24 protein-coding genes are annotated in these 25,743 nt (G+C 63.5%); 12 read left to right on the top strand and 12 right to left on the bottom strand.

Annotated features, from left to right (window positions below; all coding sequences use genetic code 11):
* Positions 1 to 40 precede the first annotated feature (40 nt).
* Positions 41 to 721 carry a hypothetical protein gene (locus DM450_RS07425; RefSeq protein WP_142633777.1) on the top strand — a complete coding sequence of 227 codons (681 nt, stop codon included), beginning with the start codon at positions 41 to 43 and terminating at the stop codon, positions 719 to 721.
* 83 nt (positions 722 to 804) lie between these two features.
* Complete coding sequence (locus DM450_RS07420; RefSeq protein ID WP_142633775.1) at positions 805 to 1,269, top strand: EF-hand domain-containing protein; 465 nt, start codon at positions 805 to 807, stop codon at positions 1,267 to 1,269.
* 1 nt (position 1,270) lies between these two features.
* Here DM450_RS07420 and trmFO read toward each other — a convergent pair whose 3' ends face one another.
* From trmFO to gyrA, 3 genes are read right to left on the bottom strand one after another with little or no spacing between them, the layout of a single operon-like run.
* On the bottom strand, positions 1,271 to 2,617 hold the full coding sequence (gene trmFO, locus DM450_RS07415; RefSeq protein WP_142633773.1) for a methylenetetrahydrofolate--tRNA-(uracil(54)-C(5))-methyltransferase (FADH(2)-oxidizing) TrmFO: 1,347 nt from the start codon (positions 2,615 to 2,617) through the stop codon (positions 1,271 to 1,273).
* A gap of 54 nt (positions 2,618 to 2,671) precedes the next feature.
* Positions 2,672 to 3,013, bottom strand: a complete 342-nt coding sequence (locus tag DM450_RS07410; protein ID WP_142633771.1) for a DUF952 domain-containing protein — start codon at positions 3,011 to 3,013, stop codon at positions 2,672 to 2,674.
* Positions 3,010 to 5,772, bottom strand: a complete 2,763-nt coding sequence (gene gyrA, locus DM450_RS07405) for a DNA gyrase subunit A (RefSeq protein ID WP_142633768.1) — start codon at positions 5,770 to 5,772, stop codon at positions 3,010 to 3,012. Before gyrA ends, DM450_RS07410 begins: the two co-directional genes overlap by 4 nt.
* A gap of 317 nt (positions 5,773 to 6,089) precedes the next feature.
* On the opposite strand from gyrA, the gene DM450_RS07400 reads away from it, so the two are divergent.
* Positions 6,090 to 7,412, top strand: coding sequence for a hypothetical protein (locus tag DM450_RS07400; protein ID WP_142633766.1), 1,323 nt, complete (start codon positions 6,090 to 6,092; stop codon positions 7,410 to 7,412).
* Positions 7,413 to 7,491: 79 nt separating this feature from the next.
* On the opposite strand, the gene DM450_RS07395 is transcribed toward DM450_RS07400, so the two are convergent.
* On the bottom strand, positions 7,492 to 8,166 hold the full coding sequence (locus DM450_RS07395; RefSeq protein WP_142633763.1) for a carbonic anhydrase: 675 nt from the start codon (positions 8,164 to 8,166) through the stop codon (positions 7,492 to 7,494).
* A gap of 83 nt (positions 8,167 to 8,249) precedes the next feature.
* Between DM450_RS07395 and lipA the strand changes: the two genes are divergently transcribed.
* Together lipA and DM450_RS07385 are read left to right on the top strand one after the other, a co-directional pair.
* A complete protein-coding gene (lipA, locus tag DM450_RS07390; RefSeq protein ID WP_142637624.1) occupies positions 8,250 to 9,194 on the top strand; it encodes a lipoyl synthase in 945 nt (314 codons plus the stop codon).
* A gap of 3 nt (positions 9,195 to 9,197) precedes the next feature.
* Positions 9,198 to 9,644, top strand: coding sequence for a type II toxin-antitoxin system RatA family toxin (locus tag DM450_RS07385; RefSeq protein ID WP_142633762.1), 447 nt, complete (start codon positions 9,198 to 9,200; stop codon positions 9,642 to 9,644).
* Positions 9,645 to 9,707: 63 nt separating this feature from the next.
* Here DM450_RS07385 and DM450_RS07380 read toward each other — a convergent pair whose 3' ends face one another.
* Genes DM450_RS07380 through DM450_RS07370 form a run of 3 tightly spaced genes read right to left on the bottom strand, consistent with a single transcriptional unit; the run spans position 9,708 to position 11,977 of the window.
* The gene (locus tag DM450_RS07380) at positions 9,708 to 10,217 is read right to left on the bottom strand and encodes a CinA family protein (protein WP_142633760.1); all 510 of its coding nucleotides are present in this window, start codon (positions 10,215 to 10,217) and stop codon (positions 9,708 to 9,710) included.
* Position 10,218: 1 nt separating this feature from the next.
* Positions 10,219 to 10,782 (bottom strand): hypothetical protein, encoded by a 564-nt coding sequence (locus DM450_RS07375; RefSeq protein ID WP_260610285.1) that lies wholly within the window; start codon positions 10,780 to 10,782, stop codon positions 10,219 to 10,221.
* Between the two features lie 10 nt (positions 10,783 to 10,792).
* On the bottom strand, positions 10,793 to 11,977 hold the full coding sequence (locus DM450_RS07370) for a bifunctional 2-C-methyl-D-erythritol 4-phosphate cytidylyltransferase/2-C-methyl-D-erythritol 2,4-cyclodiphosphate synthase (protein WP_142637620.1): 1,185 nt from the start codon (positions 11,975 to 11,977) through the stop codon (positions 10,793 to 10,795).
* A 119-nt stretch (positions 11,978 to 12,096) separates the two neighbouring features.
* Here DM450_RS07370 and dusB point away from each other — a divergent pair, with 119 nt between their 5' ends.
* The 7 genes from dusB (at position 12,097) to hflX (ending at position 21,584) form a co-directional block, all read left to right on the top strand.
* The gene (gene dusB / locus DM450_RS07365; protein ID WP_142633758.1) at positions 12,097 to 13,140 is read left to right on the top strand and encodes a tRNA dihydrouridine synthase DusB; all 1,044 of its coding nucleotides are present in this window, start codon (positions 12,097 to 12,099) and stop codon (positions 13,138 to 13,140) included.
* The gene (locus tag DM450_RS07360) at positions 13,137 to 14,264 is read left to right on the top strand and encodes a nitrogen regulation protein NR(II) (protein WP_142633756.1); all 1,128 of its coding nucleotides are present in this window, start codon (positions 13,137 to 13,139) and stop codon (positions 14,262 to 14,264) included. The genes dusB and DM450_RS07360 overlap by 4 nt, the downstream gene beginning before the upstream one ends.
* Positions 14,261 to 15,706, top strand: a complete 1,446-nt coding sequence (locus DM450_RS07355) for a sigma-54-dependent transcriptional regulator (protein WP_142633755.1) — start codon at positions 14,261 to 14,263, stop codon at positions 15,704 to 15,706. The genes DM450_RS07360 and DM450_RS07355 overlap by 4 nt, the downstream gene beginning before the upstream one ends.
* Positions 15,707 to 15,766: 60 nt before the next feature.
* Positions 15,767 to 17,992, top strand: a complete 2,226-nt coding sequence (locus tag DM450_RS07350; RefSeq protein WP_142633753.1) for an ATP-binding protein — start codon at positions 15,767 to 15,769, stop codon at positions 17,990 to 17,992.
* A gap of 73 nt (positions 17,993 to 18,065) precedes the next feature.
* Positions 18,066 to 19,460 (top strand): sigma-54 dependent transcriptional regulator, encoded by a 1,395-nt coding sequence (locus DM450_RS07345; protein ID WP_142633750.1) that lies wholly within the window; start codon positions 18,066 to 18,068, stop codon positions 19,458 to 19,460.
* A gap of 188 nt (positions 19,461 to 19,648) precedes the next feature.
* Positions 19,649 to 20,224, top strand: a complete 576-nt coding sequence (gene hfq, locus DM450_RS07340) for an RNA chaperone Hfq (RefSeq protein WP_142633748.1) — start codon at positions 19,649 to 19,651, stop codon at positions 20,222 to 20,224.
* A gap of 19 nt (positions 20,225 to 20,243) precedes the next feature.
* Complete coding sequence (hflX, locus tag DM450_RS07335; RefSeq protein WP_185928732.1) at positions 20,244 to 21,584, top strand: GTPase HflX; 1,341 nt, start codon at positions 20,244 to 20,246, stop codon at positions 21,582 to 21,584.
* Here the strand turns inward: hflX and mazG are convergent.
* The 5 genes from mazG to metG form a co-directional block, all read right to left on the bottom strand.
* A complete protein-coding gene (mazG, locus tag DM450_RS07330; RefSeq protein WP_142637616.1) occupies positions 21,561 to 22,346 on the bottom strand; it encodes a nucleoside triphosphate pyrophosphohydrolase in 786 nt (261 codons plus the stop codon). The genes hflX and mazG overlap by 24 nt on opposite strands.
* 67 nt (positions 22,347 to 22,413) lie before the next feature.
* Positions 22,414 to 22,599 carry a hypothetical protein gene (locus DM450_RS07325; protein ID WP_142633746.1) on the bottom strand — a complete coding sequence of 62 codons (186 nt, stop codon included), beginning with the start codon at positions 22,597 to 22,599 and terminating at the stop codon, positions 22,414 to 22,416.
* Positions 22,596 to 23,375 carry an MBL fold metallo-hydrolase gene (locus DM450_RS07320; RefSeq protein WP_142633744.1) on the bottom strand — a complete coding sequence of 260 codons (780 nt, stop codon included), beginning with the start codon at positions 23,373 to 23,375 and terminating at the stop codon, positions 22,596 to 22,598. Before DM450_RS07320 ends, DM450_RS07325 begins: the two co-directional genes overlap by 4 nt.
* On the bottom strand, positions 23,372 to 24,160 hold the full coding sequence (locus DM450_RS07315) for a TatD family hydrolase (RefSeq protein WP_142633742.1): 789 nt from the start codon (positions 24,158 to 24,160) through the stop codon (positions 23,372 to 23,374). Before DM450_RS07315 ends, DM450_RS07320 begins: the two co-directional genes overlap by 4 nt.
* Positions 24,160 to 25,725: a methionine--tRNA ligase gene (metG, locus tag DM450_RS07310; protein WP_142633740.1), complete on the bottom strand. Its 1,566-nt coding sequence runs from the start codon at positions 25,723 to 25,725 to the stop codon at positions 24,160 to 24,162. Before metG ends, DM450_RS07315 begins: the two co-directional genes overlap by 1 nt.
* Positions 25,726 to 25,743: the final 18 nt, after the last annotated feature.

The raw sequence follows: 25,743 nt of genomic DNA, 5'->3' as shown, positions 1-25,743 counted from the left end.
ACGCACTTGCGCGAGGGGCCGTGCCGGTTAGAGAGGCTCGGTGTTCGAGCCATCTGCCCCTTCAAGTCGCCCCGAAGACCTGCTGCTGCCTGCTTTGCCGCAGACCATGCAACTGGCGCTCGCTTATGCGCCCGCGCGCGCGAAGTTGCCGACACTGGCATTGCTGGCGCTCGACCAGCGTCTCGCCGGTTTGCTGCGCCATTCGCGCGAGCCGATGATGGCGCAGATCCGCCTGGCGTGGTGGCGCGAGACGCTGGACCGCGATGCGGCCGAATGGCCTGAGGGCGAACCCTTGCTGGCCGTCTTGCGAAGCTGGAACGGCAAGCACCGTGCTCTTGTCGGCCTGGTCGATGGCTGGGAAGCGCTGACGGGAGAAGCCCCCTTGGCGCCCTCGGCTCTGGAAGAGATGGTGGATGGCCGTACCGCTGCTTTTGGCGGGCTGGCCGAGGCGCTCGGTCGGGAGGGTGAGGCAGGGGTTGCGCGCGCACTCGGGCGGCGCTGGGCCCTGGCCGATCTTGCCACCAAACTGAACCATCCAGGCGAAAGCGTGGTGGTGCGCCGTTTGGCTCAAGCCGAGAAGGGACGGTTGGCGCGGGTTTCGCGGATGCTGCGTCCTCTCGCCGTGCTGGAAGGATTGGCCAGCGAGAACATGGCCAATGGTGGGCAGGGCTCCGCTAAAACCGTACTGAAGGCCATGAGGATCGGCCTGCTCGGGCGCTGAATTGCCCGTGATAACAGTTATGTAATTTCCCTGGAATGCCGTGGTGGGCGGATAACCCGCGCGCGACTTCAGGGAGTTTGGCGATGCAGCGCTTCATCCTCGGCGGCGTGACAGTGCTTGTACTGCTGTCGCTGGGCCTGTTCTGGTGGCAGGGCCGGGCGGAAGTGGAGAAGGCCGCTCCGCCGCCGGCGGTGATGCAGGCGCAGCCGCAGCCCACCGAAATACCTAGCGCCGATCTTGAAGACCTCGCCGGCCCCGAATTGCCCGAGGCAACGCCGCTGACGCGCGAACAGCGGCGTTTCTCGCGTTATGACTTCAATCGTGACGGCAGGATCACGCGCGAGGAGATGCTCTCGACGCGCACAGCCGCATTTCGCAAGCTCGACAAGGACGGCAACAATCTGCTGACTTTCGAGGAATGGGCCGTGGCGACGGTCGACAAGTTTGAACATGCCGACGGCGACCACGACCAGATCCTGACGCCCGAGGAGTTTCGGTCAACGGCTCCGCCACCGGCGAAGCCGAAGCCCAAGTGCTCCTGCAAATAGCTCAGGCGGGCGAAAGGTTAGCCAGCCAGGGGGCGATGTCTTCCTTGGCGCGCTCGGTATAGGCTTCCTTGCGCTGCTTCTTTTTCACCTCGTGAAGCGGCGGAAACAGGCCGAAGTTGACGTTCATCGGCTGATAGCTGTCCGCCTCGGCGTCACCGGTGATGTGCGAGAGCAGGGCGCCGAGTGCGGTCGTGCGTGGGGGCGCCTGCCATTCGCGGCCCGCGAGTTCGGTTGCCGTCATCAGTCCCGCCATCATGCCGACGGCGGCGCTTTCGACGTAGCCCTCGCAGCCGGTGATCTGCCCGGCAAAGCGGACGTGCGGCGCGCTTTTCAGGCGAAGCTGGCGATCCAGCAGTACCGGGGAATTCAGGAAAGTGTTGCGGTGCAAACCGCCGAGGCGCGCGAATTCCGCATTTTCAAGCCCCGGAATGGTGCGGAACAGGCGCACCTGCTCGGCGTGCTTGAGCTTGGTCTGGAAGCCGACCATGTTCCACAGCGTGCCCAGCTTGTTGTCCTGCCGAAGCTGGACAACCGCATAGGCCCAGCGGCCCTTGGGGTGCTCTTCGGTCGCCCAGTGCGGATTGTCGAGTCCGACCGGCTTCATCGGGCCGAATCGCAGGGTCTCGACGCCGCGTTCGGCCATGACCTCGATCGGCATGCAGCCGTCGAAATAGGGCGTGTTGGCTTCCCATTCCTTGAAGGCGGTCTTTTCGCCGTCGAGCAGGGCCTGATGGAAAGCCAGGTACTGGTCCTTGTCCATCGGGCAGTTGATGTAGTCCTTGGTCTCGCCCTTGTCCCAGCGCGAGGCCATCCAGCACACGTCCATGTCGATGGTGTCGCGGTAGACGATGGGGGCGATGGCATCAAAGAACGCCAGGCTGTCCGCGCCGGTCGCCGCGCCGATGCTGTGGGCCAGCGCTTCGGCGGTGAGCGGTCCGGTGGCGACAATGGTGGTGCCGGCTTCGGGCAGAACGTCGATCCGTTCGCGCACGATGTCGAGGTTGGGCAGGGCGGCAAGGCGCGCTTCGACTTCCGCCGAGAACACGTCGCGGTCGACGGCGAGCGCCGATCCTGCGGGAACCTGCGCCTTGCCCGCCGCCGACATGATCAGCGAATCGCAGCGGCGCATTTCCTCGTGGAGCAAGCCGACGGCGTTCTTTTCGTGATCGTCCGAGCGGAACGAGTTGGAGCAGACCAGCTCGGCCAGGCCATCGCCTTGATGCGCGGGGCTTCTCTCACCCGTGCCGCGCATTTCGGAGAGGCGGACCTTGAAGCCGCGGCGGGCCAGCTGCCAGGCGGCTTCGCTGCCGGCAAGGCCGCCGCCGATGATGTGAACGTCGTATGTCATGGCGCCTGCGCCTAGACCTTTGCGACGGGATGGGAAAGGGTGAGCGCGCCCCGCTTACGCAGGAAAGGTCAGCTTGCTGTCGGCGTCGTAGGCGACCGGGCCGTGCGCGATTACCGCGGAGAGCGGTAGATCGGCGTAGATATGCGGAAACAGCGCGCCGCCGCGCGATACTTCCCATTTCACCGCATCGCCCAGCACCGACAGATCAACGGCGGCGAGAACAAGGCCGTCCTGCCCAGCGAAGTGCTTTTCGAGCGTTTCCTGGGCCTGCGCTGCGGTCGACATGTGGATGTAGCCATCCGCCTTGTCGATCGGTGCGCCGGTGAACACCTTGTCGGCGAGCAGTTGCTGGAACTGCTCGCCGGTCAGGATCTTGTAGGCAACGGTATCGCTCACGCTTCGGATTCCGGCGTTTCGGGTGCTTCGGTTGCCGGGGTGTCGATGGCTTCGCCTTCGGCCACGTCTTCCGCTTCGGCTTCATCGAGGCGCACGGCGCTCACCACGTGTTCGCCGCCAGAGACGTTGAACAGGCGTACGCCCGCCGAACCGCGGCCGATCACGCGCAGCGAATCGAGCGGCAGGCGGATCAGCTTGGCCTGATCGGTCACCAGCATGAGCTGGTCCGCACGCGTGGCTGGGAAGCTTGCGACGACAGGGCCGTTACGGGCGATGTTGTCGATGTTGGTGATGCCCTGGCCGCCACGACCGGTGCGGCGATACTCGTAGGCCGAGGACAGCTTGCCATAGCCGTTGGCGCAGACCGTGAGGATGAACTGCTCCATCTCGGCCAGGTAGGTGTAACGGTCGGCTTCGAGCGAGGGTTCGCCCTCCTTTTCGCCCTTCCACGGGGCAAAGCGCAGGTAGGCCTCGCGCTCGTCCTGGTCCTTCACGCCGACGCGGTGGAGGATCGAGAGCGAGATGACCTCGTCGTCGTCCTTCAGCGTCATTGCCTTGACCCCGGTCGAGGTGCGGCTTGCAAATTCGCGTACAAGATCGCCGGCAAAGCGGATTGCCTTGCCCTGGCGGCTTGCCAGCAGCACGTCGTCCTGATGGCTGAGCAGCGCGACGCCGATCAGGCGATCGTCGCTGTCCTCGTCGAACTTCATCGCGAACTTGCCGTTCGACGGGATGTTCGCGAAGGCGTCCATCGCGTTGCGGCGCACGTTGCCCTTGGCCGTCGCGAAGACGACCGAGAGCTTGCTCCATTCCTTCTCGTCCTCGGGCAGGGCGAGTACGGTCTGGATCGTCTCGTCCTTGTCCAGCGCGGGCAGGAGGTTGACGATCGGGCGGCCGCGCGTGGTCGGGCCGCCTTCGGGCAGCTTGTAGACCTTGAGGCGGTAGACCTTGCCGGCGGTCGAGAAGAACAGCACGGGGTTGTGGGTCGAGGTGACAAACATGGTCGTCACCACGTCCTCGTCCTTCGTCGCCATGCCGGCGCGGCCCTTGCCGCCACGGTTCTGGGCCCGGAAGGTCGAGAGCGGCGTGCGCTTGATGTAGCCGTCCATGGTCACCGTAACGACCATGTCCTCGCGCTCGATCAGGTCCTCGTCCTCGATGCCTTCGGCGGCGCCAGTCATCTCGGAAACGCGCGGGGTGGCATAGAGGTCACGGACGGCCACCAGTTCGCCGCGCATGACGCCGTAAAGCTTCACGCGGTCGGAGAGGATCGAGAGATATTCCTCGATCGCGGCGGCGAGTTCCTTGAGTTCGTCGCCGATCTCGTCCCGGCCGAGTGCCGTCAGGCGGTGCAGACGCAGGTCGAGGATGGCCTTCACCTGGATCTCGGACAGGCGATAGACGCCGCCGGTTTCCTCGGCATTGGGCTCGATGGCTTCGACCAGGCGGATGTAGGGCGCGATATCGCCGATCGGCCACTCGCGCGCCAGCAGGCGGGCGCGGGCTTCCGCCGGGTTCGGCGCGCCGCGGATGATCTTCACCACTTCGTCGAGGTTCGAAACCGCGACGACCAGACCGAGCAAGATGTGCGCCCGGTCGCGCGCCTTGTTCAGTTCGAACTTGGTGCGGCGGGTGATGACTTCTTCGCGGAACTGGATGAACGAGGCGAGGATATCGCGCAGGTTGAAGACTTCGGGGCGGCCGTTCTTGATGGCCAGCATGTTGGCCGCGAAGTTCGACTGTGCCGGAGTGTTGCGCCAGACCTGGTTGAGCACGACTTCCGGCGTTGCATCGCGCTTGAGGTCGATGACCACGCGCATGCCTTCGCGGTTCGATTCGTCGCGGATGTCCGCGATGCCTTCGATGCGCTTGTCCTTGGCGGCTTCGGCGATCTTCTCGACCAGACCGGCCTTGCCGACCTGGTAGGGGATCGAGGTGAGCACGATCGAGCGACGGTCGCCGCGGCCCTCCTCGATCTCGTGGCGGCAGCGCATGATGATCGAGCCGCGCCCGGTCAGGTACGCGTTGCGGGCGCCGCCCTGGCCGAGGATCAGCGGAGCGGTCGGGAAGTCCGGCCCCGGAATGATCTGGATCAGTTCCTCGATGGTGACCGCCGGATTGTCGATCATGGCAAGGCAGCCGTCGATCACTTCGCCGAGGTTGTGCGGCGGAATGTTCGTGGCCATGCCGACGGCGATGCCGCCGGCGCCATTTACGAGCAGGTTCGGGAAGCGCGCCGGCAGTACGGTCGGCTCGCTTTCGGAACCGTCGTAGTTGTCGGCGAAGTCGACCGTGGCCTTCTCGATGTCGGCCAGAAGCTCGTTCGACACCTTGTCGAGGCGCGCTTCGGTGTAACGCATTGCGGCCGGCGGATCGGGGTCCATCGAGCCGAAGTTGCCCTGACCGTCGATCAGCGGCAGTCGCATCGACCAGGGCTGCGTCATGCGGGCAAGCGCGTCGTAGATCGCGCTGTCGCCATGCGGGTGATATTTACCCATGACGTCACCGACGATGCGGCTCGACTTGCGGTACGGTCGGCCCGCAACGTAGCCCGCTTCGTGGCAGCTATAGAGAATGCGGCGATGGACGGGCTTGAGGCCGTCGCGCACGTCGGGAAGCGCGCGGCTCACGATCACGCTCATCGCGTAATCGAGATAGCTCGTCTTCATCTCATCGACGATGTCGATGCGTGTGTATTCGCCTTCGGGGCCGGTGTGTCCGGAACCGTTCTGCTCGGGAATGTCGGTGTCGTCGCTCACGCGCTGGATCGTTCGTTGCTGCGGGACAAGGGTTGATATTCGGCCCTAGGGCATGCGGCGGATGAAAGCCACCGGAACGCGTGCGGGGACCGGGGTGGGCATTGCTTTTTCCACACTTATGGCAAGGCGTTGCCAAAGGGCTGCGGCGAAGCCCTGCGAACTTGCGACGAATTGCATTCAATCAGCGTTCAGTGGGGCGCGTCTAATCGGGCGGCAAGGTTGCCAAGCGGCGATTTCGCCGTCAAACCGGCCCGGCGAATTTATAGTGCCGTGGTTCGCGGCGCGACCGTACATGTCTTTTTGAGGAGTTGGCCTTGATGGCTCGCAAGTTCCTGATTTCCCGTGTTGCCCTTGCCGTGGCCCTGGGTGGCGGCATGGCCGTGGCGATGGCGCCGGTTGCTTCGGCAAAGGAAGCCAAGAAATCCGAAAGCAAGTACTCGGAAGGCTTCATCAAGGCTGCCGGTCCGATCGAAAAGGCGATCAACGCCGCGACCGCCGCGATTCCGCAGGGCGCTGGCGCGGATGCCTTCCCGGCGGCCAAGGCCAGCATCGACACCGCGCTTGGCGGCGACGGCAAGGCGGCCATCGAGGCGGCCCTGCCTTCGGCCACCACGCCTGACGACAAGATGGCGATGGGCCAGTTCGCCCGCACTTATGGCGTGCTTTCGCAGGACCTCGCATTCAAGCAGAAGGGTGTCCTGCTGATGATCGAGAGCGGCAAGGTTCCCGCCGCCTCGCTTCCCGCGACCTATTTCGATGCCGGCGTCAACGCCTTCAACCTGAAGGACTATGCGACCGCTGCGACATACGTGAAGCAGGCAAAGGATGCCGGTTATCAGGATCCCCAGAACCAGCTCGACCTGATCCTGTCGGAATCCTACAAGCGCGGCGGAAACCCGCAGGCGGCCATGGACATGGCCAAGGCCGAAGTCGACGGCGCCAAGGCCAAGGGCGTGGCGCCGAGCGAAACGTCGATCCGCAACGTGCTTCAGGCGGCTTATACCGCCAAGCAGCTCGACGCCTCGGCAGACTACGCGGCGATGCTTGCGCAGTACTATCCGCGCAACGACACCTGGAACATCTCGGCTTCGATCGTGCGCCAGCTGGGGTCGTTCGAGAAGTCGGACAACCTCGACCTCATGCGCCTGATGTTCATCACCGGCGGCATGAAGGACAAGCGCGACTACTATGAGTACCTGGAAAACGCCGATCCGCGCGCCTATCCGGGTGAAGCACTCAAGGTCATGGATCAGGGCCTCGCGAAGGGCCAGCTGACCCAGGCAGAAGTCGGCGCCGATCGCGCCAATGCCGCCTCGCGCGTCGCTGGCGACAAGGCCTCGCTCGCCGCGACCGAACGCGATGCCCAGAAGCCCGGCGCGACCGCAGCCCAGATCATGGGCGCGGCCGACGTGCTGCTGAGCTATGAACAGTATGCCAAGGTCGAGGCGCTGCTCCAGTCCGCACTGACCAAGCCGGGTGTCGATGCCAACAAGGCTAACCTGCGCCTCGGCATGGCCCAGGCCATGCAGGGCAAGGTTGCCGAAGCGCAGGCCACGCTCGCCAAGGTGACCGACAAGCGCTCGTCGATTGCCAAGCTGTGGTCGGCCTATGCCGCCACCAAGGGCAAGCCGGCCGCCTGATCGGCAATATATGCCCAAAACAAAGGGCGGCGGGATTACCCGCCGCCCTTTTTATTTGTGGGCTGTCGGTAGCGAGCGATCAGGCTACCGGTGCAAACTCGCCGGTTTCCTGATCCATCAGGTGCAGCACGCCATCGGAAATGGCGAAGAAGGTGCCGCGCAGGGTCAGTTCACCGTTCTTCACCTTGTGGCGCACGCAGGGGAACGACATCAGGTTCTCGATGCTGACGCGCACCGCAGCCTGTTCCATTTCCCGCTCGGCGGGACGGCCGGTGGTGCCGAATTCGGCTGCGACCGGGGCGCGGGCCTCGTCGAGCATCGAGATCCAGTCGGCAATGAAGCCGCCTTCACCCGGCTCGGTGCCGTGAAGTTCCTGCGTCAGCGCCGCCTTGCAGCCACCGCACATGCCGTGGCCCATGACTACGATCTCCTTCACCTTGAGGACCTGTACCGCAAATTCCAGTGCGGCGGACACGCCGTGGTGGCCGGGCGAGGTCTCGAAGGGCGGGACAAGGGCGGCGACATTGCGGACCACGAAGATCTCGCCGGGGTCGACGTCGAAGATCTGCGAAGGATCGACGCGGCTGTCGGAGCAGGCGACGATCATCACTTCGGGTTGCTGGCCTTCGCTGAGACGGGCCCAGCGTTCGCGATGCGGGGTCCAGCCCGAGTCGCGGAAACGGCGGTAGCCGGCGATCAAACCATCGAGCACGCGATTGTCGCCTGCGCTGGTTCCGGTGGAAGAATCGGTCATGGGGGCCTCCGTTGAAACGCACGCAACCCATAGACCGGATATTCGCACTGGCAAGCGGCGGCGCTTGCGACTATCTGGGCCTCATGAACGACCTCTCTTCCGTGCCGAGCCCCGAGCAGAAGCCCGAACGTCAGCGCAAGCCCGACTGGATCCGCGTGAAGGCGCCGACCAGCAAGGGTTATGGCGAAACGCGCCAGCTCATGCGGGACCTGAAGCTCAATACGGTCTGCGAAGAGGCGGCTTGCCCGAATATCGGCGAGTGCTGGACCAAGAAGCACGCCACGGTGATGATCCTGGGCGATACCTGCACGCGCGCCTGTGCGTTCTGCAACGTGAAGACCGGCATGCCGGGGCGCGTCGATCCGCTCGAACCCGAACATGTCGCCGAACTGGCGCTGAAGACCGGTCTTGAACATATCGTCATCACCTCGGTCGATCGCGACGATCTTCCCGATGGCGGTGCCAACCAGTTCGTCAAGGTGATCCAGGCGCTGCGCGCAGCAACGCCCAATACCACCATCGAGATCCTGACGCCCGACTTCCGCGGCAAGATGCGCCGCGCGGTCGAGGCCATCGTCGAGGCCGGGCCCGACGTCTACAATCACAACCTCGAGACGGTTCCCCGCCTTTACCCGACCATTCGTCCCGGTGCACGTTACTACGCATCGCTGCGTCTGCTCGAAGAGGTGAAGGCCCACAATCCGCTGATCTTCACCAAGTCCGGCGTGATGCTGGGGCTGGGCGAAGAGCGTCTCGAAGTCCATCAGGTGATGGACGACATGCGCTGCGCCGACATCGATTTCCTGACCATGGGCCAGTACCTGCGGCCGACGCCCAAGCACGCCGAGGTCAAGGAGTTCGTCACCCCCAAGGCATTCGATGCCTATGGCGCGATTGCCCGTGCCAAGGGTTTCCTGCAGGTCGCCTCCTCGCCGCTGACGCGTTCGAGCTACCATGCCGGCAAGGACTTTGCGGAAATGCGTGCGGCGCGTGAAGCCAAGCTCGCAAAGGCCGCTCCGAAGGCCTGACGCATGCCCGGTATTCATGAGACGCAGCGGCTGCCTTACAGCGCCGAACAGATGTTCGATCTTGTCGCGGACGTAGGCCGCTACCAGGAATTCCTGCCCTGGGTGGTCGCCACCCGGGTCAAGTCGGACGACGGCAGCGAGATGATCGCGGATATGCTGGTCGGCTTCAAGGCGCTGCGCGAAAAGTTCACCTCGCGCGTCGAGAAGGTCCGTCCGCGCGAGATCAAGGTGCATTATGTCGACGGGCCGATGAAGGATCTCGACAACCACTGGATCTTCCATCCGGTGGATGCGCATAGCTGCGATATCGAGTTCGACGTACGTTTCAGCTTCCGCAACGTGCTGTTCGAGAAGCTGGCCGGCCAGTATTTTGACAAGGCCTTCCGCAAGATGGTCGCCGCTTTCGAAACCCGGGCGCACGAACTCTATGGCGAGCCGCAGGAAAGCTGAGTTTTCATGAGTTTGGAGCGGCCTGCTACGAGGGCCGCTCCATCCAGTCCTTCTGGCCGTCCTTCAGGCGTTTTCGGGCAGCAGCAGTTCCAGTGCGATCAGCGCGGCCTGATGGCGGATTTCCGTCCGGCCCGTGCCGTCCAGCAGCTTCTGTTCGGCATCTTCCTCTTCCGCGCCGCGCAAGGCGCGTGCGAAGACCACGGTTCCCACCGGCTTGAACTCGCTGCCGCCGTCAGGACCGGCAATGCCGCTGATTGCCACGGCCACATCCGCCCGGCTGTTCGCAATGGCGCCTTGCGCCATGGCCCATGCCGTGGCCGGTGATACTGCGCCCAGCGTATCGATGATGTCCGGTGAGACACCCAGCAGTTCTTGCTTGGCCTCGTTCGAATACGTCACGAAGCCGCGATCCAGTACCGCCGAAGAGCCCGGAACTTCGGTTAATGCCGCGCAGACGAGGCCACCCGTGCAGCTTTCCGCGACCGCCACCTTGCGGCCGGCAGCCTTGTTCTCGGTAATGACGCGCTCCGCCAGGGCGTAGAGATCCTGCGGGAAAAGGAGGGTGTCGGGCATGTCAGTCCTTGCAGAGGGTCAGGCCGGCGATCTTCGCCTTGTCGGCCACATCGGCGGGCGCGACGTCCTTGGCCTTCGCGGTCATCTCGACGATCAGCGCGATAAGGCCGGCGGTGTTTTCGGGCGGCAGCGGGGCGAGCAGGTCGACCGCAAGATCGATCCGGTCGCACGATTTGAGCGGGAGGTGCTGCGAGACCAGTCCCTCGACCGTGATGTCGACCAGGGGGCGCAGCGATTCGTCGGGCAAATTGCGCGCGAACTTGGCAACATCGCTGCTTTGCCCTTGGGAAAGCTTCAGGAAAGCGGCCTTGGCTTCGGGCCAGGAGCGTCCTTTCTGAGACGCATAGCGCGCTGCCAGTTCGCTGCCGTGCGTCCTTAGATAGGAGTCGGCAGGCAGAACCTGCTCGCAGCGCTTGGCGGTGCCGGAAATGACCTGGGGCAGGGCATAGGTGAACATGGCCTGCGCTTCGGGCCGTGTCAGGCAGGCCGTTTCTGCCTGCGCGATGCTTGGGGCGATTCCCAGCAGCATGGCGGCGAGGGTGAGTGTCTTGCGGTGAACGGTCATCGACTATTCCCTAGAGGCGGATCAGGCTTACGGCGGCTTGCGCCGCGATGCCTTCGGACCTGCCGGTGAAACCCAGTTTCTCGGTCGTGGTTGCCTTGACGCTGACGACGGTGGGATCGGCGCCAAGAATTTCGGCAAGCCGGGCACGCATGGCTTCGCGGTGCGGGCCGATCTTGGGGGCTTCGCAGATGATCGTGACGTCGGCATTGGCAAGCATGTAGCCCGCCTTGGTGACCAGTGATCCGGCGTGCGCGAGGAAGCGATCGGAGGCGGCGCCCTTCCATTGCGGATCGCTCGGCGGGAAGTGCTGGCCGATGTCGCCCGCGCCGATCGCGCCCAGCAGGGCATCGACCAGTGCGTGGATGGCCACGTCGGCGTCGCTGTGGCCGGCAAGGCCGTGGCTGTGCTCGATCTTTACCCCGCAGAGCCAGAGGTCCTCGCCTGCTTCAAGGCGGTGGACGTCATAGCCGGTACCGACGCGTATCGGCGGGGCGGAGGGCGCGAAGTCGGTCGCGAACGTCAGTTTGTGCAAGGCTTCGTCTCCTTCGACGAGCGCGATTTGAAGGCCGTCAGCCTGTGCGACCTGGGCATCGTCGCCGGCATGGGAAGGGCCTTCCCAGTTGCGATGGGCGGCGAGGATTTCGGCGAATCGGAATGCCTGCGGGGTCTGGACGCGGCGCAGGTCCTCGCGGCGGGCAGGAGCGCCCATCGTCTCGCCCTCTGCGCCCATCTCCGCATGCGCAAGGCTGTCGACCACCGGCAGCACCGGGATTGCGCCTGGGTGGCGGTCCAGTGCCGCCGTCAATCGCTCGATCACGGCGGCCGGCAGGACCGGGCGGGCCGCGTCGTGGATCAGCACGAGGTCTGGCGCAGACCCGGCCAGCACCTCAAGTCCGATCCGAACCGATTCCTGACGAGTTGCGCCGCCTGTCGTCAGCTGGATGTCCTTGATCCCCGAAAGAATCTCGCGAACCAGCGGATCGGCGCCTTCCGGGATGACCACGAGGATAGGGGCCATGCCGGCGTTCGCCAGGGCCTCCACCGAGTGCCGCAGCACCGGTTTGCCGCGCCAGAGCGCAAATTGCTTGGGGAGAGGCTGGCCGGCACGAAGTCCCTGGCCGGCTGCAACGACGATGGCTGCGGCCTTCTGCCCGGCTATGCTTCGCGCCTGCGAAATTGTCTGGTCCTGCGACATCGTGCCTGCCGGTAATCGCTTGCCGTCCCGAGGGCAATCCACTATGCGCTGCCTGTTTTTTAGGCATGTCACGTTTTTTAGGCACGTGGCGTCATTCAGGCAATTGTCGGGCTCGCATCATGAACGAACTTCCCACTCCTCCGGCCATGAAGCCGATCGAAGTCGGTCCCGTGCGGATCGAGTGTCCGGTCGTGCTGGCACCAATGACCGGGGTTTCGGACCTGCCGTTCCGCCGTATGGTGCGCAGCTTCGGCTCAGGCCTCAACGTCACCGAGATGATCGCCAGCCCGGCGGCCATCCGGGAGACTCGCGTGTCGCTCCAGAAGGCGATGTGGGATCCGGTGGAAGACCCGGTGTCGATGCAGCTTGTCGGTTGCGATCCCGAGCAGATGGGCGAGGCCGCCAAGCTGGTCGAGGATCGCGGTGCTGCCATCATCGACATCAACATGGGATGCCCGGTCCGCAAGGTCGTCAACGGCGATGCCGGTTCGGCGCTGATGCGCGATGTGCCCCTGGCGACTCGCCTGATCGAGGCGACGGTGAAGGCCGTGAAGGTCCCGGTCACCGTCAAGATGCGCATGGGCTGGTGTCATGACAGCCTCAACGCTCCGGAACTCGCGCGCATTGCCGAGGATTTGGGCGCGAAGATGATCACCGTTCACGGTCGTACCCGCAACCAGATGTACAAGGGCTCGGCCGACTGGGCATTTGTGCGCGGGGTCAAGGACGCGGTTTCCATCCCGTTGATCGTCAATGGCGATATCTGCGGGATCGAAGATGCGGCCAAGGCGCTGGAACAGTCGGGCGCGGATGGCCTGATGGTCGGGCGCGGTGCCTACGGCAAGCCCTGGGCGCTGGCGCAGATCATGCAGTGGTGGCGCGGAAACGGCTTCGGGGCTGAGCCCGGTTTCGGCGCCCAGTACGAGATCATTCGTGAGCATTACGAAGAGATGCTCAGCCATTACGGGCGCGAGACCGGCGTCAAGATGGCGCGCAAGCATCTGGGCTGGTACGTGCGCGGCATTCGCGGGTCGGCAGAGTTCAGAAATCACGTGAACTTCATCGACGATCCCGATCGTGTGCTTGCCGAACTTGCCGAGTTCTACGCTCCCTATCGCGATGAACCCGGCGAGGCGAACACCCTTCAGCGTCAGGCTGCATGAACGCCCCTTCGGTCAATGCTCGGCCGGACATCGGGCGGTTGATGGCGAGCCTGCCGGTGGCCGTTGTGGTGCTGGAGCCGGGGCTCAGGATCGCTTCGCTCAATCCGGCGGCGGAACAGTTCTTCGGGCAATCTGCCCGCCGTCTTGTCGGCAATCGCCTGCGCGACGTCATGACGGTGCCCGACGCGCGCCTGCTGGAGCGTCTGGACGATTACGAAACTCCGGTTTCCGCACGTGAGGTGACGGTCTCAATCCGCGGGCGCGGGGTCCTGCGCATCGATGTCAACGTCGCGCCGGTGGCCGACACGCCGGGCTGGCAGGTCCTGACGATCCACGACAATAGCGCCACCGATGCGCTGGGAGACGATTCCGGCAGCGCCGACAATGCCGTGCTGCGCGGCCCGGAGATCATGGCGCACGAGATCAAGAACCCATTGGCGGGCATTCGCGGGGCAGCGCAATTGCTGGGGCGCCATGCCAGCGAGCGCGATCTTCCGCTGACCGAACTCATCACTTCCGAAGTGGACCGGATCGCCAACCTGATCGAACGCATGCAGAAGCTGTCTCGGCGCACGACGCCGCCGGTCGAGCCGTGCAACCTCCACGAGGCCGCTCGCCGCGCCATCGACGTTCTTTCAGCGGCGCATGAAGGTTCGGTGGTAAAGGTCAGAATTAAGGAAGAATTTGATCCTTCCTTGCCAGCCGTACTCGGTAGTCCCGATGCCCTGGTGCAGGTGATCATCAACCTTGTCGCCAATGCCCGTGAAGCCTGTCAGGGGGAAGCCGCGCCGCGAGTGGCCATTCGCACGCGCTTTGCCAGCGGCCTCCAGCTTCACACCACCGATTCGGGCGAGCCGGTGCGGCTCCCCGTCGAACTGCGCGTCACCGACAACGGTCCCGGCGTCGATGCGGCAATGCGCGAACATATTTTCGAGCCCTTCGTCACCACCAAGAAGGCGGGGCAGGGGCTCGGCCTGCCGCTGGTGCGCAAGCTCGTTCGCGACATGAACGGGCGCATTACCCACGAACGCGACGATGAAGCAGGCCTGACGCACTTTCGCGTTCACCTGCCGCTTGCGCGTGAAACCCGCGGCAGGGCGAGCAGGAGAAAGGTCGCGCCATGAGTGTTTTGCTGGTCGAGGACGACGTCTCGATCGCCATCGTCATCACCGCCGCGCTGGAGGCCGAGGGTTTTGCGGTGACGCATTGCCAGACAATCGCCGAGCGTGACCGTCTATTGGGTGAGCGTGGTTTCGACGCCCTGGTCACCGACGTCATGCTGCCGGACGGCGACGGGATCGAGACGATCGATCGTGCGCGGGCGCTGCACCCCTTGATGCCGATCATCATTCTTTCGGCGCAGAACACGCTCGATACCGCAGTGCGGGCGAGCGATACCGGCGCCTTCGAGTATTTCCCGAAGCCCTTCGACATCGACGAACTCGCGCGCACCGTGCGCCAGGCGGCCGGGGCGGGCAAGGAGTTGCTGCCGGACGGGGATGAACCGCTGGGCGACGGCCTGCCGCTGGTGGGTCGCAGTGTCGCCATGCAATCGGTTTTCCGCATGATAACGCGGGTCCTGCGCAATGACCTGACCGTGCTGATCCTGGGAGAATCGGGAACCGGTAAGGAACTGGTGGCCGAAGCCGTGCACAATCTCGGTCATCGCCGGGCCGGACCGTTCATCGCGGTCAATACCGCGGCGATCCCGGCCGACCTGATCGAGAGCGAGTTGTTCGGCCACGAGAAAGGGGCCTTCACCGGCGCTGTCGCGCGCCATGTCGGCAAGTTCGAACAGGCTTCCGGGGGCACGCTGTTCCTGGACGAGATCGGTGACATGCCGATGCAGGCGCAGACCCGCCTCCTTCGCGCCCTCCAGTCCGGCACTGTCAGGCGTGTTGGCGGACGCGAGGAGGTTCGCCTCGACGTGCGCATCATCGCAGCGACCAACAAGGACCTCGAACCGGAGATCGCTGCGGGGCGCTTCCGTGAGGATCTCTATTACCGCCTCAACGTCGTGCCGATCCATATGCCGCCCCTGCGCGAGCGGCGCGACGACATCGAGGTTCTTGCCCGCCATTTCCTGCAACTGGCCGCAGGTGAAGGGCTTCCGCGCCGCCAGTTGAGCGTTGAAGCGGCGCAATTGCTGGCCCGGCAGCCGTGGCGCGGCAATGTGCGCGAACTCAAGAACGTGATCTATCGCCTCGCCTTGCTTGCGCGGGAGGATATGATCGATGCCGAAAGCGTACAGGCCCTATTGAGCCCGGATACCGCCCCCGCTGCGGCCGGGGACGACCTTTCGGGCGGCGGAGAGGGGGCAGTGATCGGGCAAGGGGGCATTGCCGATGCGGTCAGTCGCTGGCTTGCAGCCGAACGGCCTGCCAGCGGCACGATCTACGAAGCGGCGGTGGCTGCCTTCGAGCGGCCCTTGTTCAGCGAAGTGCTGCGCGAGACCGGTGGGAACCAGCTTCGGGCTGCTCAGGCATTGGGTATCAATCGCAACACCTTGCGCAAGCGATTGAGCGAACTTGCGCTCGATCCCGAGGAATTCACCCGTCGTTCATGAGCCGCGCTTGATGCATTTGCACTTGCAAACCGGCAACACTGGCGTTGTAACTCGGCCACGATGAACGAACAATGGGTCCGCAAGCGCGCTTGGCCGCGTTGGTGGCGGCGTGTCCAGATCGGGGCGCGCCGGGCGAATTTCTTTGCGGTCATGGAAGTCGCCTCCATTCTCGCCTTCCTGGCGATGACGGCGGCAACCTGGATGGCGCTCAATACCGGGGCGGACAAGCGAACGCTGCTCCCCTCGAACCTGACGGCCACGCTGCTTGTCGGGACGCTGGTGCCGGCCATGGCGATCCTCGTGCTGTTCGGGCGCCGGATGGCCCTGCGCCGCGCGGCCGAACATATCGGCGGCACCGGGCAGATGCATGTGCGCATGGTGTTCATCTTCTCGTTGATCGCCGCGGTGCCGACCCTGCTTGTGGTGGTCTTTGCGTCCTGGCTGTTCCAGTCGGGCGTGGAGTTCTGGTTCTCTGATTCCTCGCGCGGCCTGCTGGAAAACGCCAACAAGCTGGCGCGTGGCTATTACGAGCAGACCCAGCGCGACGTCGGTTACGAATCTGTGGCCATGGCGCAGGACACCCGGGACTGGCTGGGTGAATATCCGGTGGGTAGCCGCGAATTCCAGGCGTTTTTCGGCGACCAGGTCTATCGCCGAAACCTTTCGGTCGCCGCCCTGGTCCAGGTGACGCCCGACGGTGAGCAGCGCACGCCGATCATCGTCGATCCGGACCGGAAATCGGATTCCAAGCGGATCGCACCGGATGTTCAGCAAAGGCTTCAAAAGGAGCCTTACGTCGTCACTTCGGACGCCAACCGGATCGTGGCGGTCGTCCCGATCGAGCGGGATGCCGGCATCTATCTCTACGCGGCGCGCAGCAACGACTTGCTTGCCCTGAGCCAGGGACAACGCGCCGAAAACGCCGAGAATATCGTCCAGGCCTACGAAGTGCTGACAAGCCGCGCACGGGTTTTCCAGCTGCGCTTCAACATCGCGCTGTTCATCGCTTCGCTCGCACTCGTGGGGCTGGCTGTCTGGTTCGCGCTGCGATTTGCGGACAGGCAGGTCAAGCCGCTCTACGAACTTGTCGACGCGGCACGTACGGTCGGCAGCGGCAATTTCGCACTCCGTCTGGAGGGAAGGGTGGGCACCGACGAGATCGGGCTGCTCAACCGTGCCTTCAACCGGATGACCGCGCAGATCGAGAAGCAGACCCAGGCTTTACTGGGGGCCAACCGGCAACTGCACGAACGCCGTATCTTCATCGAGGCGGTGCTGGAATCGGTCACCTCGGGTATCATCTCGCTCGACAAGGAGGGCTACATCCTCCTGATGAACAGCACCGCGCTCAAGCTGCTCACCACGCTGGAGCAGGTGCCGGAAGGCACTCCGCTGGCCGATGTGGCCGCGCAGTTCGCCGCTTTGGTCGAGCAGGGAAGTAGCGGCGGGCTTGTTCAGTATCACCGGCACGGCGACCTGCTCACGTTCGCGGTCAAGGTCACGCGCGATGCGACCGGCTATGTCATCACCTTCGAGGACATCACCCGCCAGTTGCTCGACCAGCGCACCGCGGCCTGGTCTGATGTCGCGCAGCGCATCGCCCACGAGATCAAGAACCCGCTGACTCCGATCCAGCTCGCGACCGAACGCCTCAGCCGGCGCTATCGCAAGCAGATCGTCGACAATCCGGAACTGTTCGAGGATCTAACCCGCACGATCATCCGCCAGGTCGGAGACCTGCGCAAGATGGTCGACGAGTTCTCGTCCTTCGCCCGCCTGCCCAAGCCGGTCTTCCGGCCTGAGGACCCGGTCGCACTGACCCGGCAGGCCTTGTTCCTGCAGGAAGTCGCCCGTCCGGACATCGCCTTCAGCTTTGCCAGCGACGGGGCCATCGGTTCGATCGACTGCGACCGTCACCAGTTCGGCCAGGCCATGACCAACGTGCTGAAGAACGCGGTCGAGGCAGTCGAGGCCAAGGCCAAGGATGCCGGTGACGACTATCACGGCGCCATCGCGGTCTCTGTCGACGCGCTGAGCGACGCCATCCTCGTGCGGATCGCCGACAACGGCATCGGCTTGTCGCAGGACCGCGAACGCATCATCGAGCCTTACGTGACCACGCGCGAGAAGGGGACCGGCCTCGGTCTCGCCATCGTCAACAAGATCATCGAAGAGCATGGCGGCGAAATGCAGTTCCTGCCGACGCTTGGCGGCGGGACCACGGTGACCATGCGGTTCGCCGTCGATCCCACCGCGCAGGCTCGCAAGGCGGAGGCCGCTGAATGACAGGGCGTCCTCCAACAAGGTCTCCAGCGATCCTTCGATCGCTCTCCATATTCCTCCAGATGAAGACAATGCCATGGCCCTCGAAATTCTGATTGTCGATGACGAGCGCGACATCCGCGAACTGGTTGCGGGCGTGTTGAGCGACGAAGGCTATGAATGCCGCACAGCAGGGGACAGCGGCGCTGCGTTGGCCGCGGTCGATGCGCGCCGTCCTTCGCTGGTCCTGCTGGACGTGTGGCTTCACGGGAGCCCGATGGACGGGCTCGAGGTGCTCGACGCGATCAAGGCGCGTGAGCCGGGGCTGCCGGTGATCATCTTCTCCGGCCACGGCAATATCGATACTGCGGTTGCGGCCATCAGTCGCGGCGCCGTGGACTTTATCGAAAAGCCGTTCGAGGCCGAAAAGCTCTTGCACCTCGTCGAGCGCGCAACCGAAACGGAGCGGCTGCGCCGCGAAAATGCACAGTTGCGCTCGGATTTCACCAGTGGCGAGGAGTTCACCGGATCCAGCGGCGTCATCAACCAGGTTCGCGCGACGCTGAAGCGAGTCGCCAATACCGGCAGCCGCCTGTTGATTACGGGGCCCGCAGGATCGGGCAAGGAAGTGGCCGCGCGGTTGCTCCATGCCTGGAGTGCGCGCGCAAGCAGCGCTTTCGTCAGCGTCAATTCGGCGCGTATCACGCCTGAACGCTTCGAGCAGGAACTGTTCGGTGAGGAAAGCGAAGGGGCACTCGTGCGCCCGGGCCTGCTGGAGATGGCCGACGGCGGGACACTCTATTTCGACGAAGTGGCCGATATGCCGCTATCGACGCAGGCCCGCATCCTGCGGGTGTTGACCGATCAGGCGTTTGTCCGTGTCGGCGGCACCCGCCAGATCCGCGTGGATGTGCGCGTGGTATCCTCCACATCGCGCGATCTCGAAAAGGAAATCGCCGAACGGCGCTTCCGCGAGGATCTTTTCTATCGCCTGAACGTGGTACCAGTCACCATTCCCGCTCTGCGCGAGAGGCGCGATGACATTCCATCGCTGATCGATCATTTCTTCGCACGCTACGCGAACGAACAGGGGATTGCCCCGCCGCAGGTCAGCGCCGAGGCAATGACCGCGCTGCAGGCTTATGAATGGCCAGGCAATGTCCGCCAGCTTCGCAACGTGGTCGAACGGACCGTCATCATGGCACCGCGCGAAAAGCTGGCCCGGATCGAGGTAGACATGCTGCCGCCCGAGATCTTCGCCAATCGCACCGGCGGCGAGGCCGGAATCTCGGTGATGATGAGCGCACCGCTGCGTGAGGCGCGGGAAACCTTCGAGCGAGAATATTTGCGGCTTCAGATTCGCCGTTTCTCGGGCAATATCTCGAAGACGGCATCGTTCATCGGCATGGAGCGTTCGGCCCTGCATCGCAAACTCAAGCTGCTCGGCATGGCCGAGCGGCGCGAGGGCGAGCCTGACGACGAGGAAATCTGAGGCCTCCAAAATGGCGGAAACCTCAGGGATTCGGAGCGTCTCTCAGCATCTGTCATCGTCTTGCTACATTTTTCGCGTTTACTGCATTGCAGCAAGGCGATAGATTTTGATTCGAGAACGGTCATTGCCATCAGGGCAGGGCCAGATCGCGGACCGCATAAGCGGCCGCCAAAAAAAGGAGCATGAACATGGCTGGCCGCACGCTGACCGCGCGTCCTCGTCCCACCCCCCCGCCTGCGGAGGAAAACCTCGCGTCGCCTCCGGTTGCCGCCGGCACTTCGGCGAGCAAGGGGCAGAACCTCCAGGACCAGTTCCTGAACCTCCTCCGCAAGAACAAGACACCGGTCACGATGTTCCTCGTGAAGGGCGTCAAGCTCCAAGGCATCGTGACCTGGTTCGACAATTTCTCGATTCTCCTGCGTCGTGACGGTCAGTCGCAGCTTGTCTACAAGCATGCGATCTCGACGATCATGCCCTCGACACCGATCGACGCGCGTCAGTTTTCCAACGGCGCTGAAAGCACCAAGAAGACCCGCGTTCTTCAGGATGTCTTCCTGTCCAGCATCCGTAACGCCGGTGTGCAGGTCACGATGTTCCTGATCAATGGCGTCATGCTTCAGGGCCGTGTTGCCGCTTACGACCTGTTCTGCATGCTGCTGGAACGCGAAGGCTACGTTCAGCTGGCCTACAAGCATGCGGTTTCGACGATTCAGCCCGTGACTCCGGTCGACCTTCAGGCGCATGAAGAAATCGACGAAGACTGACGAGCAAAGCTGAACCGATTTGAACGACGAACTCAAGGGCGAGGTCACGCGCGGCGCGCGTGCCCTTGTCGTCTATCCGCAAATGCGGGGTCGTGGAGACCTCGATACCGAAGCCCGTCTTGAAGAAGCGAAAGGGCTCGCCCTCGCGATCGGCCTTGTCGTGGCCGAAGCCATGGCAATTCCCATCCGCGAGCCGCGCGCCGGCACGCTCTTCGGCGAAGGCCAGATCCAGAACATCGGCGTCGCCTGCGAGCTGAACGAGGCAGAACTGATCATCGTCGACGGCTCCCTGTCGGCGATCCAGCAGCGCAATCTCGAGGAAAAGCTCAAGCGCAAGGTCATCGACCGTACCGGACTGATCCTGGAGATTTTCGGCGAACGCGCCGCGACCGCGGAAGGCCGCCTCCAGGTCGAACTCGCGCACCTCGATTACCAGGCTGGTCGCCTCGTGCGCAGCTGGACTCACCTTGAGCGTCAGCGCGGCGGTTTCGGCTTCCTTGGCGGCCCCGGCGAAACGCAGATCGAGGCGGACCGCCGCATGATCCGCGATCGCATGGGCAAGATCCGCCGGGAACTGGAGCAAGTCCGCCGGACACGCGGCCTGCACCGCGACCGGCGTGAAAAGGCGCCCTGGCCGATCGTCGCGCTTGTTGGTTATACGAACGCAGGGAAATCGACCCTTTTCAATTATTTGACAGGCGCTCAGGTGATGGCGCAGGATCTCCTGTTCGCCACGCTGGATCCGACGATGCGGGCAATTCGATTGCCCGGCGTCGAAAAGGCGATCCTCTCGGATACCGTCGGCTTCATTTCCGACCTTCCTACCCAGCTCGTCGCGGCCTTCCGTGCGACCCTGGAGGAAGTGACAGCCGCCGATCTTATCCTGCACGTCCGTGACATCGCCAACCCCGACACCGAAGCACAGAAGCGGCAAGTGCTGGACGTACTGGCCGACCTCGGAGTGCTCGGCAGCGGCGAGAACGAGGACGGAGAAGGGGAGGCCGAGCCCGCGATCCCAATGGTCGAGGTGTGGAACAAGTGGGATCTTCTCGGGCCTGAACAGGCCGAAGAACTGCGCGAGGTAATTGCTCACCGCGTTGGCGAGACGATCGTGCCGATTTCCGCGCTCACCGGCATGGGATGCGACGCGCTGCTGGATACGGTGGGCTTGTCTCTCACCGAGGATGCAAAGCTCTACAGCTTTGTCATTCCTGCGGCGGACGGCCAGCGGCTGGCATTCCTGCATGCGCGGGGTGACGTCGTGTCCGAAGAAGATGCCGGCGAGAACGAGCAGGGGCCTCTGCTGCGGGTGCAGGTACGCCTTGCCGACCGCGAGCTAGGCCGTTTCAGCGCGCTCTGACCGCTTGACTGCCTGCCAGTAGGCCTCCTGTTCATCGAGCGAGAGCGCCGCGAAATCCAGTCCATCCCGGGCGGCAAAGGCCTCCATGGACCGGAAGCGGCGCTCGAACTTGGCATTGGCGGCGCGCAGGGCGTCTTCGGGCGCGATACCATTGAGGCGGACCAGGTTGACGGCAGCAAAAAGCAGGTCGCCGGCTTCCTCCAGGCGGTCTGCCTCGCCAGCCTCTGCGAGTTCGGCCATCTCTTCGGTAACCTTTTCCGCAGCACCGCTGGGATCGGGCCAATCGAAACCGGCGCGGGCGGCTCGCTTCTGGAGCTTCTCGGCCCGCATCAACGCCGGCAGGGAGATCGCCACACCGTCGACCGCGCTCGTTTCGCCCTTGCTCGCGCGTTCCTTGGCTTTCAGCTTTTCCCAACGCTCGGTCTGTGGATCGCCCGAGGTCTCTTCACCAAAGATGTGAGGATGGCGTGACTCCAGCTTGTCCGAGATTGCGGCAGCGACATCGCCAAAGGCAAAGTGGCCCAGTTCTTCGGCCATGCGAGCATGAAAAACGACCTGAAGCAACAGGTCGCCGAGTTCTCCGCGCAGATCGACCATGTCGTCGCGAGCAATAGCGTCGGCGACCTCATAGGCTTCTTCGATCGTGTAGGGAGCGATCGTCACGAAATCCTGCTCGCGGTCCCATTCACAGCCTGAAACCGGATCGCGCAGTCGCGCCATAATGCCCAGAAGACGATCGATCTGGTGGTGGTGCGGGGTCATGGTCACCTGGGGTTTGATAGGTTGATAATATGTATTATGTTAAATGAGCGGTCGGTACGATCCGACGTCATCCCCTTAGCCGCATGCCGAGGGTTTCGATCACCAACGTCAACGCAATGATTATAAGTGCCCAGATCAGCGCAAGCTTGATGCCCTTGGTAAAGCCAAGCTCCCGAAAGCGCGAATGGCTGGAAACCAGGATCAGCGCACCGATCACGGAAATGATGCCTACGATCGTTGCGCTGTTGATCACGGTTCGATCACCATTCCATCATAACCTACCGAGACATTGTCCGGCACTTCGGCGGAAAGCGTTGCGTAGTCCATCGACTTGTCGAGATGGGTCAGAACCGCCTTGCCCACCCGGCAGACCGACGCCAGTTCCAGCGCCATGCCGAGATGTGCGTGCGTGGGATGCGGTTCGCGGCGAAGGCAGTCGACCACGAGCAGGTCCGCGCCGTAACAGAGGTCAACCATTCCCCCGGTAATTTCGCTGAAATCTGTCGCGTAACACACTGATTTTCCGTCGCAATCAAATCTGAACGCGGTGGATTCCGCCGGTCCGTGCGGCATTTGCACGTGATCGACACGGAAACCTTCGCACAGCCGCATGGTATCGAGATTGTCGAGGCTTATCAGGGTTGGATAGCCGAACTGACCTGCAAAGACATAACCGAAGCGCTGCCGGAGGCGCCGGACCGTTTCGGAATTGGCAAAGCCGGGTATGGGGCCTGCGCGCCCATAGCGCAGCGGACGCATGTCATCGATGCCATGGCAATGGTCCGCATGGTCATGGGTCCAGAAAACCGCATCGATGCGGTGGATGTCGTTGGCCAGAAGCTGCGCGCGCAAGTCGGTCGACGTGTCGACGAGAATGCGGCTTCCGGCATCGCTTTCCAGCAGGATCGATACGCGGGTTCGGCGATTCTTAGGCTCGCTGGGGTCGCAAAGCCCCCAATCGGCTCCGAATTCGCCGCCGAGGCGCGGGACCCCCGTCGAGGTTCCGCTACCAAGCATCACCACCTTCACGACACGGCCTTTCGATCGGCCTTGGTGAACAGCGCAAAGAAGTTGCGAGACGTAACTTCTGCCAGTTCCTGCTCGCTCACGCCGCGCAGGTTCGCGACGAAACGCGCGGTGTCGGCCGCATAGGCAGGCTCGCAGCGTTTGCCGCGATGCGGGACCGGGGCAAGGAAAGGAGAGTCCGTTTCGACCAGCAGCCGATCTTCAGGAATCGTCTTAACAACCTCCTGCAAGTCAGCCGCGTTCTTGAAAGTCACGATGCCCGAGATCGAGATCGTGAGGCCCAGGTCCAGCACCTTGCGGCCGAAGTCCGCGCTAGCGGTAAAGCAGTGGATCAGTGCCGGGAATGCGCCCTTCCCCATTTCCTCCTCGAGAATGCGGAAGGTGTCGTCTTCCGCATCGCGCGTATGGATGATCAGCGGCAGGCCGGTGGTCCGGCCGACCTGGATATGCGTGCGGAACAGCGCCTGCTGCACCTCACGATCAGACTTGTCGTAATAGTAATCAAGGCCGGTCTCGCCGATGCCGATCACCTTGGGGTGCCGTGTTGCTTCAAGCAGTGCAGCTTCGCCCAGATCGGCATGCTGGTCGGCTTCATGGGGATGAATGCCGACCGAAGCCCATACGTCCGGGATACGCGCGGCCGTGCCGACCACGCGATCCCATTCGCTTTGCCGCGTCGAGATGTTGAGGAACCCCTTGATCCCGGCAGCGCGGGCGCGATCCAGCACGCCCTGCTGATCCTCGACCAGGCCTTCGTATTCAAGATGGCAATGCGAATCTATAAACATCAAGCCGTTGCTTCCGTACCCTCGGGTAATTCGAGGCGGGGGAACACGCCTTCCGGCTTTTCCACCTTGAAGCCCCTTGCGGCAAGTGCGGTAAACCAGTCCGCATCGCCCAGCGACGCGTAGCCTCGAGCTTCCGTGGCGATACCCATCTGGTCAAGCAACTTGTCGATCGAGTTGGGCACGACCGGACGCACCGCGATGGCGAGATCGCGCACGACGCGGAACAAGGTCATGAGCACAACTTCCATGCGCGCGGGGTCGGTCTTGCGCAGCGTCCAGGGAGCTTGCTCGTCGACATATTGGTTGCACGCGAAGACGGCGCGCATCCAGGCTTCGAGGCCGTCGCTGAAGGCGAGATCCGTGAAGCTCTTGCGCAGGCCGGCGATACCCTCGGCGACAGCGGCAAACAGCGCCTTGTCAGCTTCAGATTCCTCGAAGTCGGCCTTGATTGATCCGTCCAAGTTTTTGAAAATCATGGAAAGACTGCGCTGGGCAAGGTTGCCGAAGCTATTGGCGAGTTCGGCATTGGTACGCGTGACAATCGCTTCGGGCGACCACGAACCGTCCTGACCGAAGGCCACTTCGCGCAGCAGGAAATAGCGTACGGCATCGACGCCGAAGGTCTCGGCAAGGCCGATCGGATCGGTCACGTTGCCGAGCGACTTCGATTCCTTCTGGCCGCGATTGAGCAGGAAGCCGTGGCCGTAGACCAGCTTGGGAAGCGGCAGGCCTGCGCTCATCAGGAACGCCGGCCAATAGACCGTATGGAAGCGGACGATGTCCTTGCCGATCAGGTGCAGGTCTGCCGGCCAGAACTTGGCGTAGTCGCCGCTTTCATCCGGGAAGCCGAGGCCGGTGAGGTAGTTGGTCAGCGCGTCGACCCAGACGTACATGACGTGGTTGTCGCTGCCCGGCACCTTGATGCCCCAGTCGAAGCTGGTACGCGAAACCGAAAGATCGCGCAGGCCGCCTTCGACGAAGCGCTGGATCTCGTTGCGGCGGGTGTCGGGACGGATGAAGTCGCTCGAATTGTAGAGCTCGAGCAGTTTGTCCTGGTACTTCGACAGGCGGAAGAACCACGATTCCTCGACGGTCCATTCCACGGGAGTCCCTTGGGGCGAGAGCTTGCCTCCCCCTTCCCCGGCAACCAGTTCGGACTCGTCATAATAGGCTTCGTCGCGAACCGAGTACCAGCCTTCATACCGGTCGAGATAGAGGTCGCCGTTCGCTTCCATCCGGCGCCACAATTCCTGCGTCGCTTCGTGATGGCGCGGTTCGGTGGTGCGGATGAAGACATCGTATTCGATGTTAAGAGCCGCGCACATATCAATGAAATGCTGAGACATTTCTGTCGCCAGCTGCGCCGGCGTGATGCCGAGGTCACGAGCCTTTTGCGCCATCTTCAGGCCGTGCTCGTCGGTGCCGGTCTGGAACCGCACGTCGAAGCCTTCCGCCTTGCGGTGGCGGGCGATGACGTCGGCGGCAATGGCCTCGTAGGCATGGCCGATATGCGGCTTGCCGTTGGGGTAGGAAATGGCGGTGGTGACGTAATAAGGCTCGGCCATGCGGCGTCGCAATTCCTT

Source organism: Sphingomonas sp. IC081, assembly GCF_006874585.1.
Taxonomy (GTDB): Bacteria; Pseudomonadota; Alphaproteobacteria; order Sphingomonadales; family Sphingomonadaceae; genus Novosphingobium.
The sequence above is the reverse complement of the archived record's forward strand: the minus strand, read 5'-3'. Positions and strand labels throughout refer to the sequence as shown.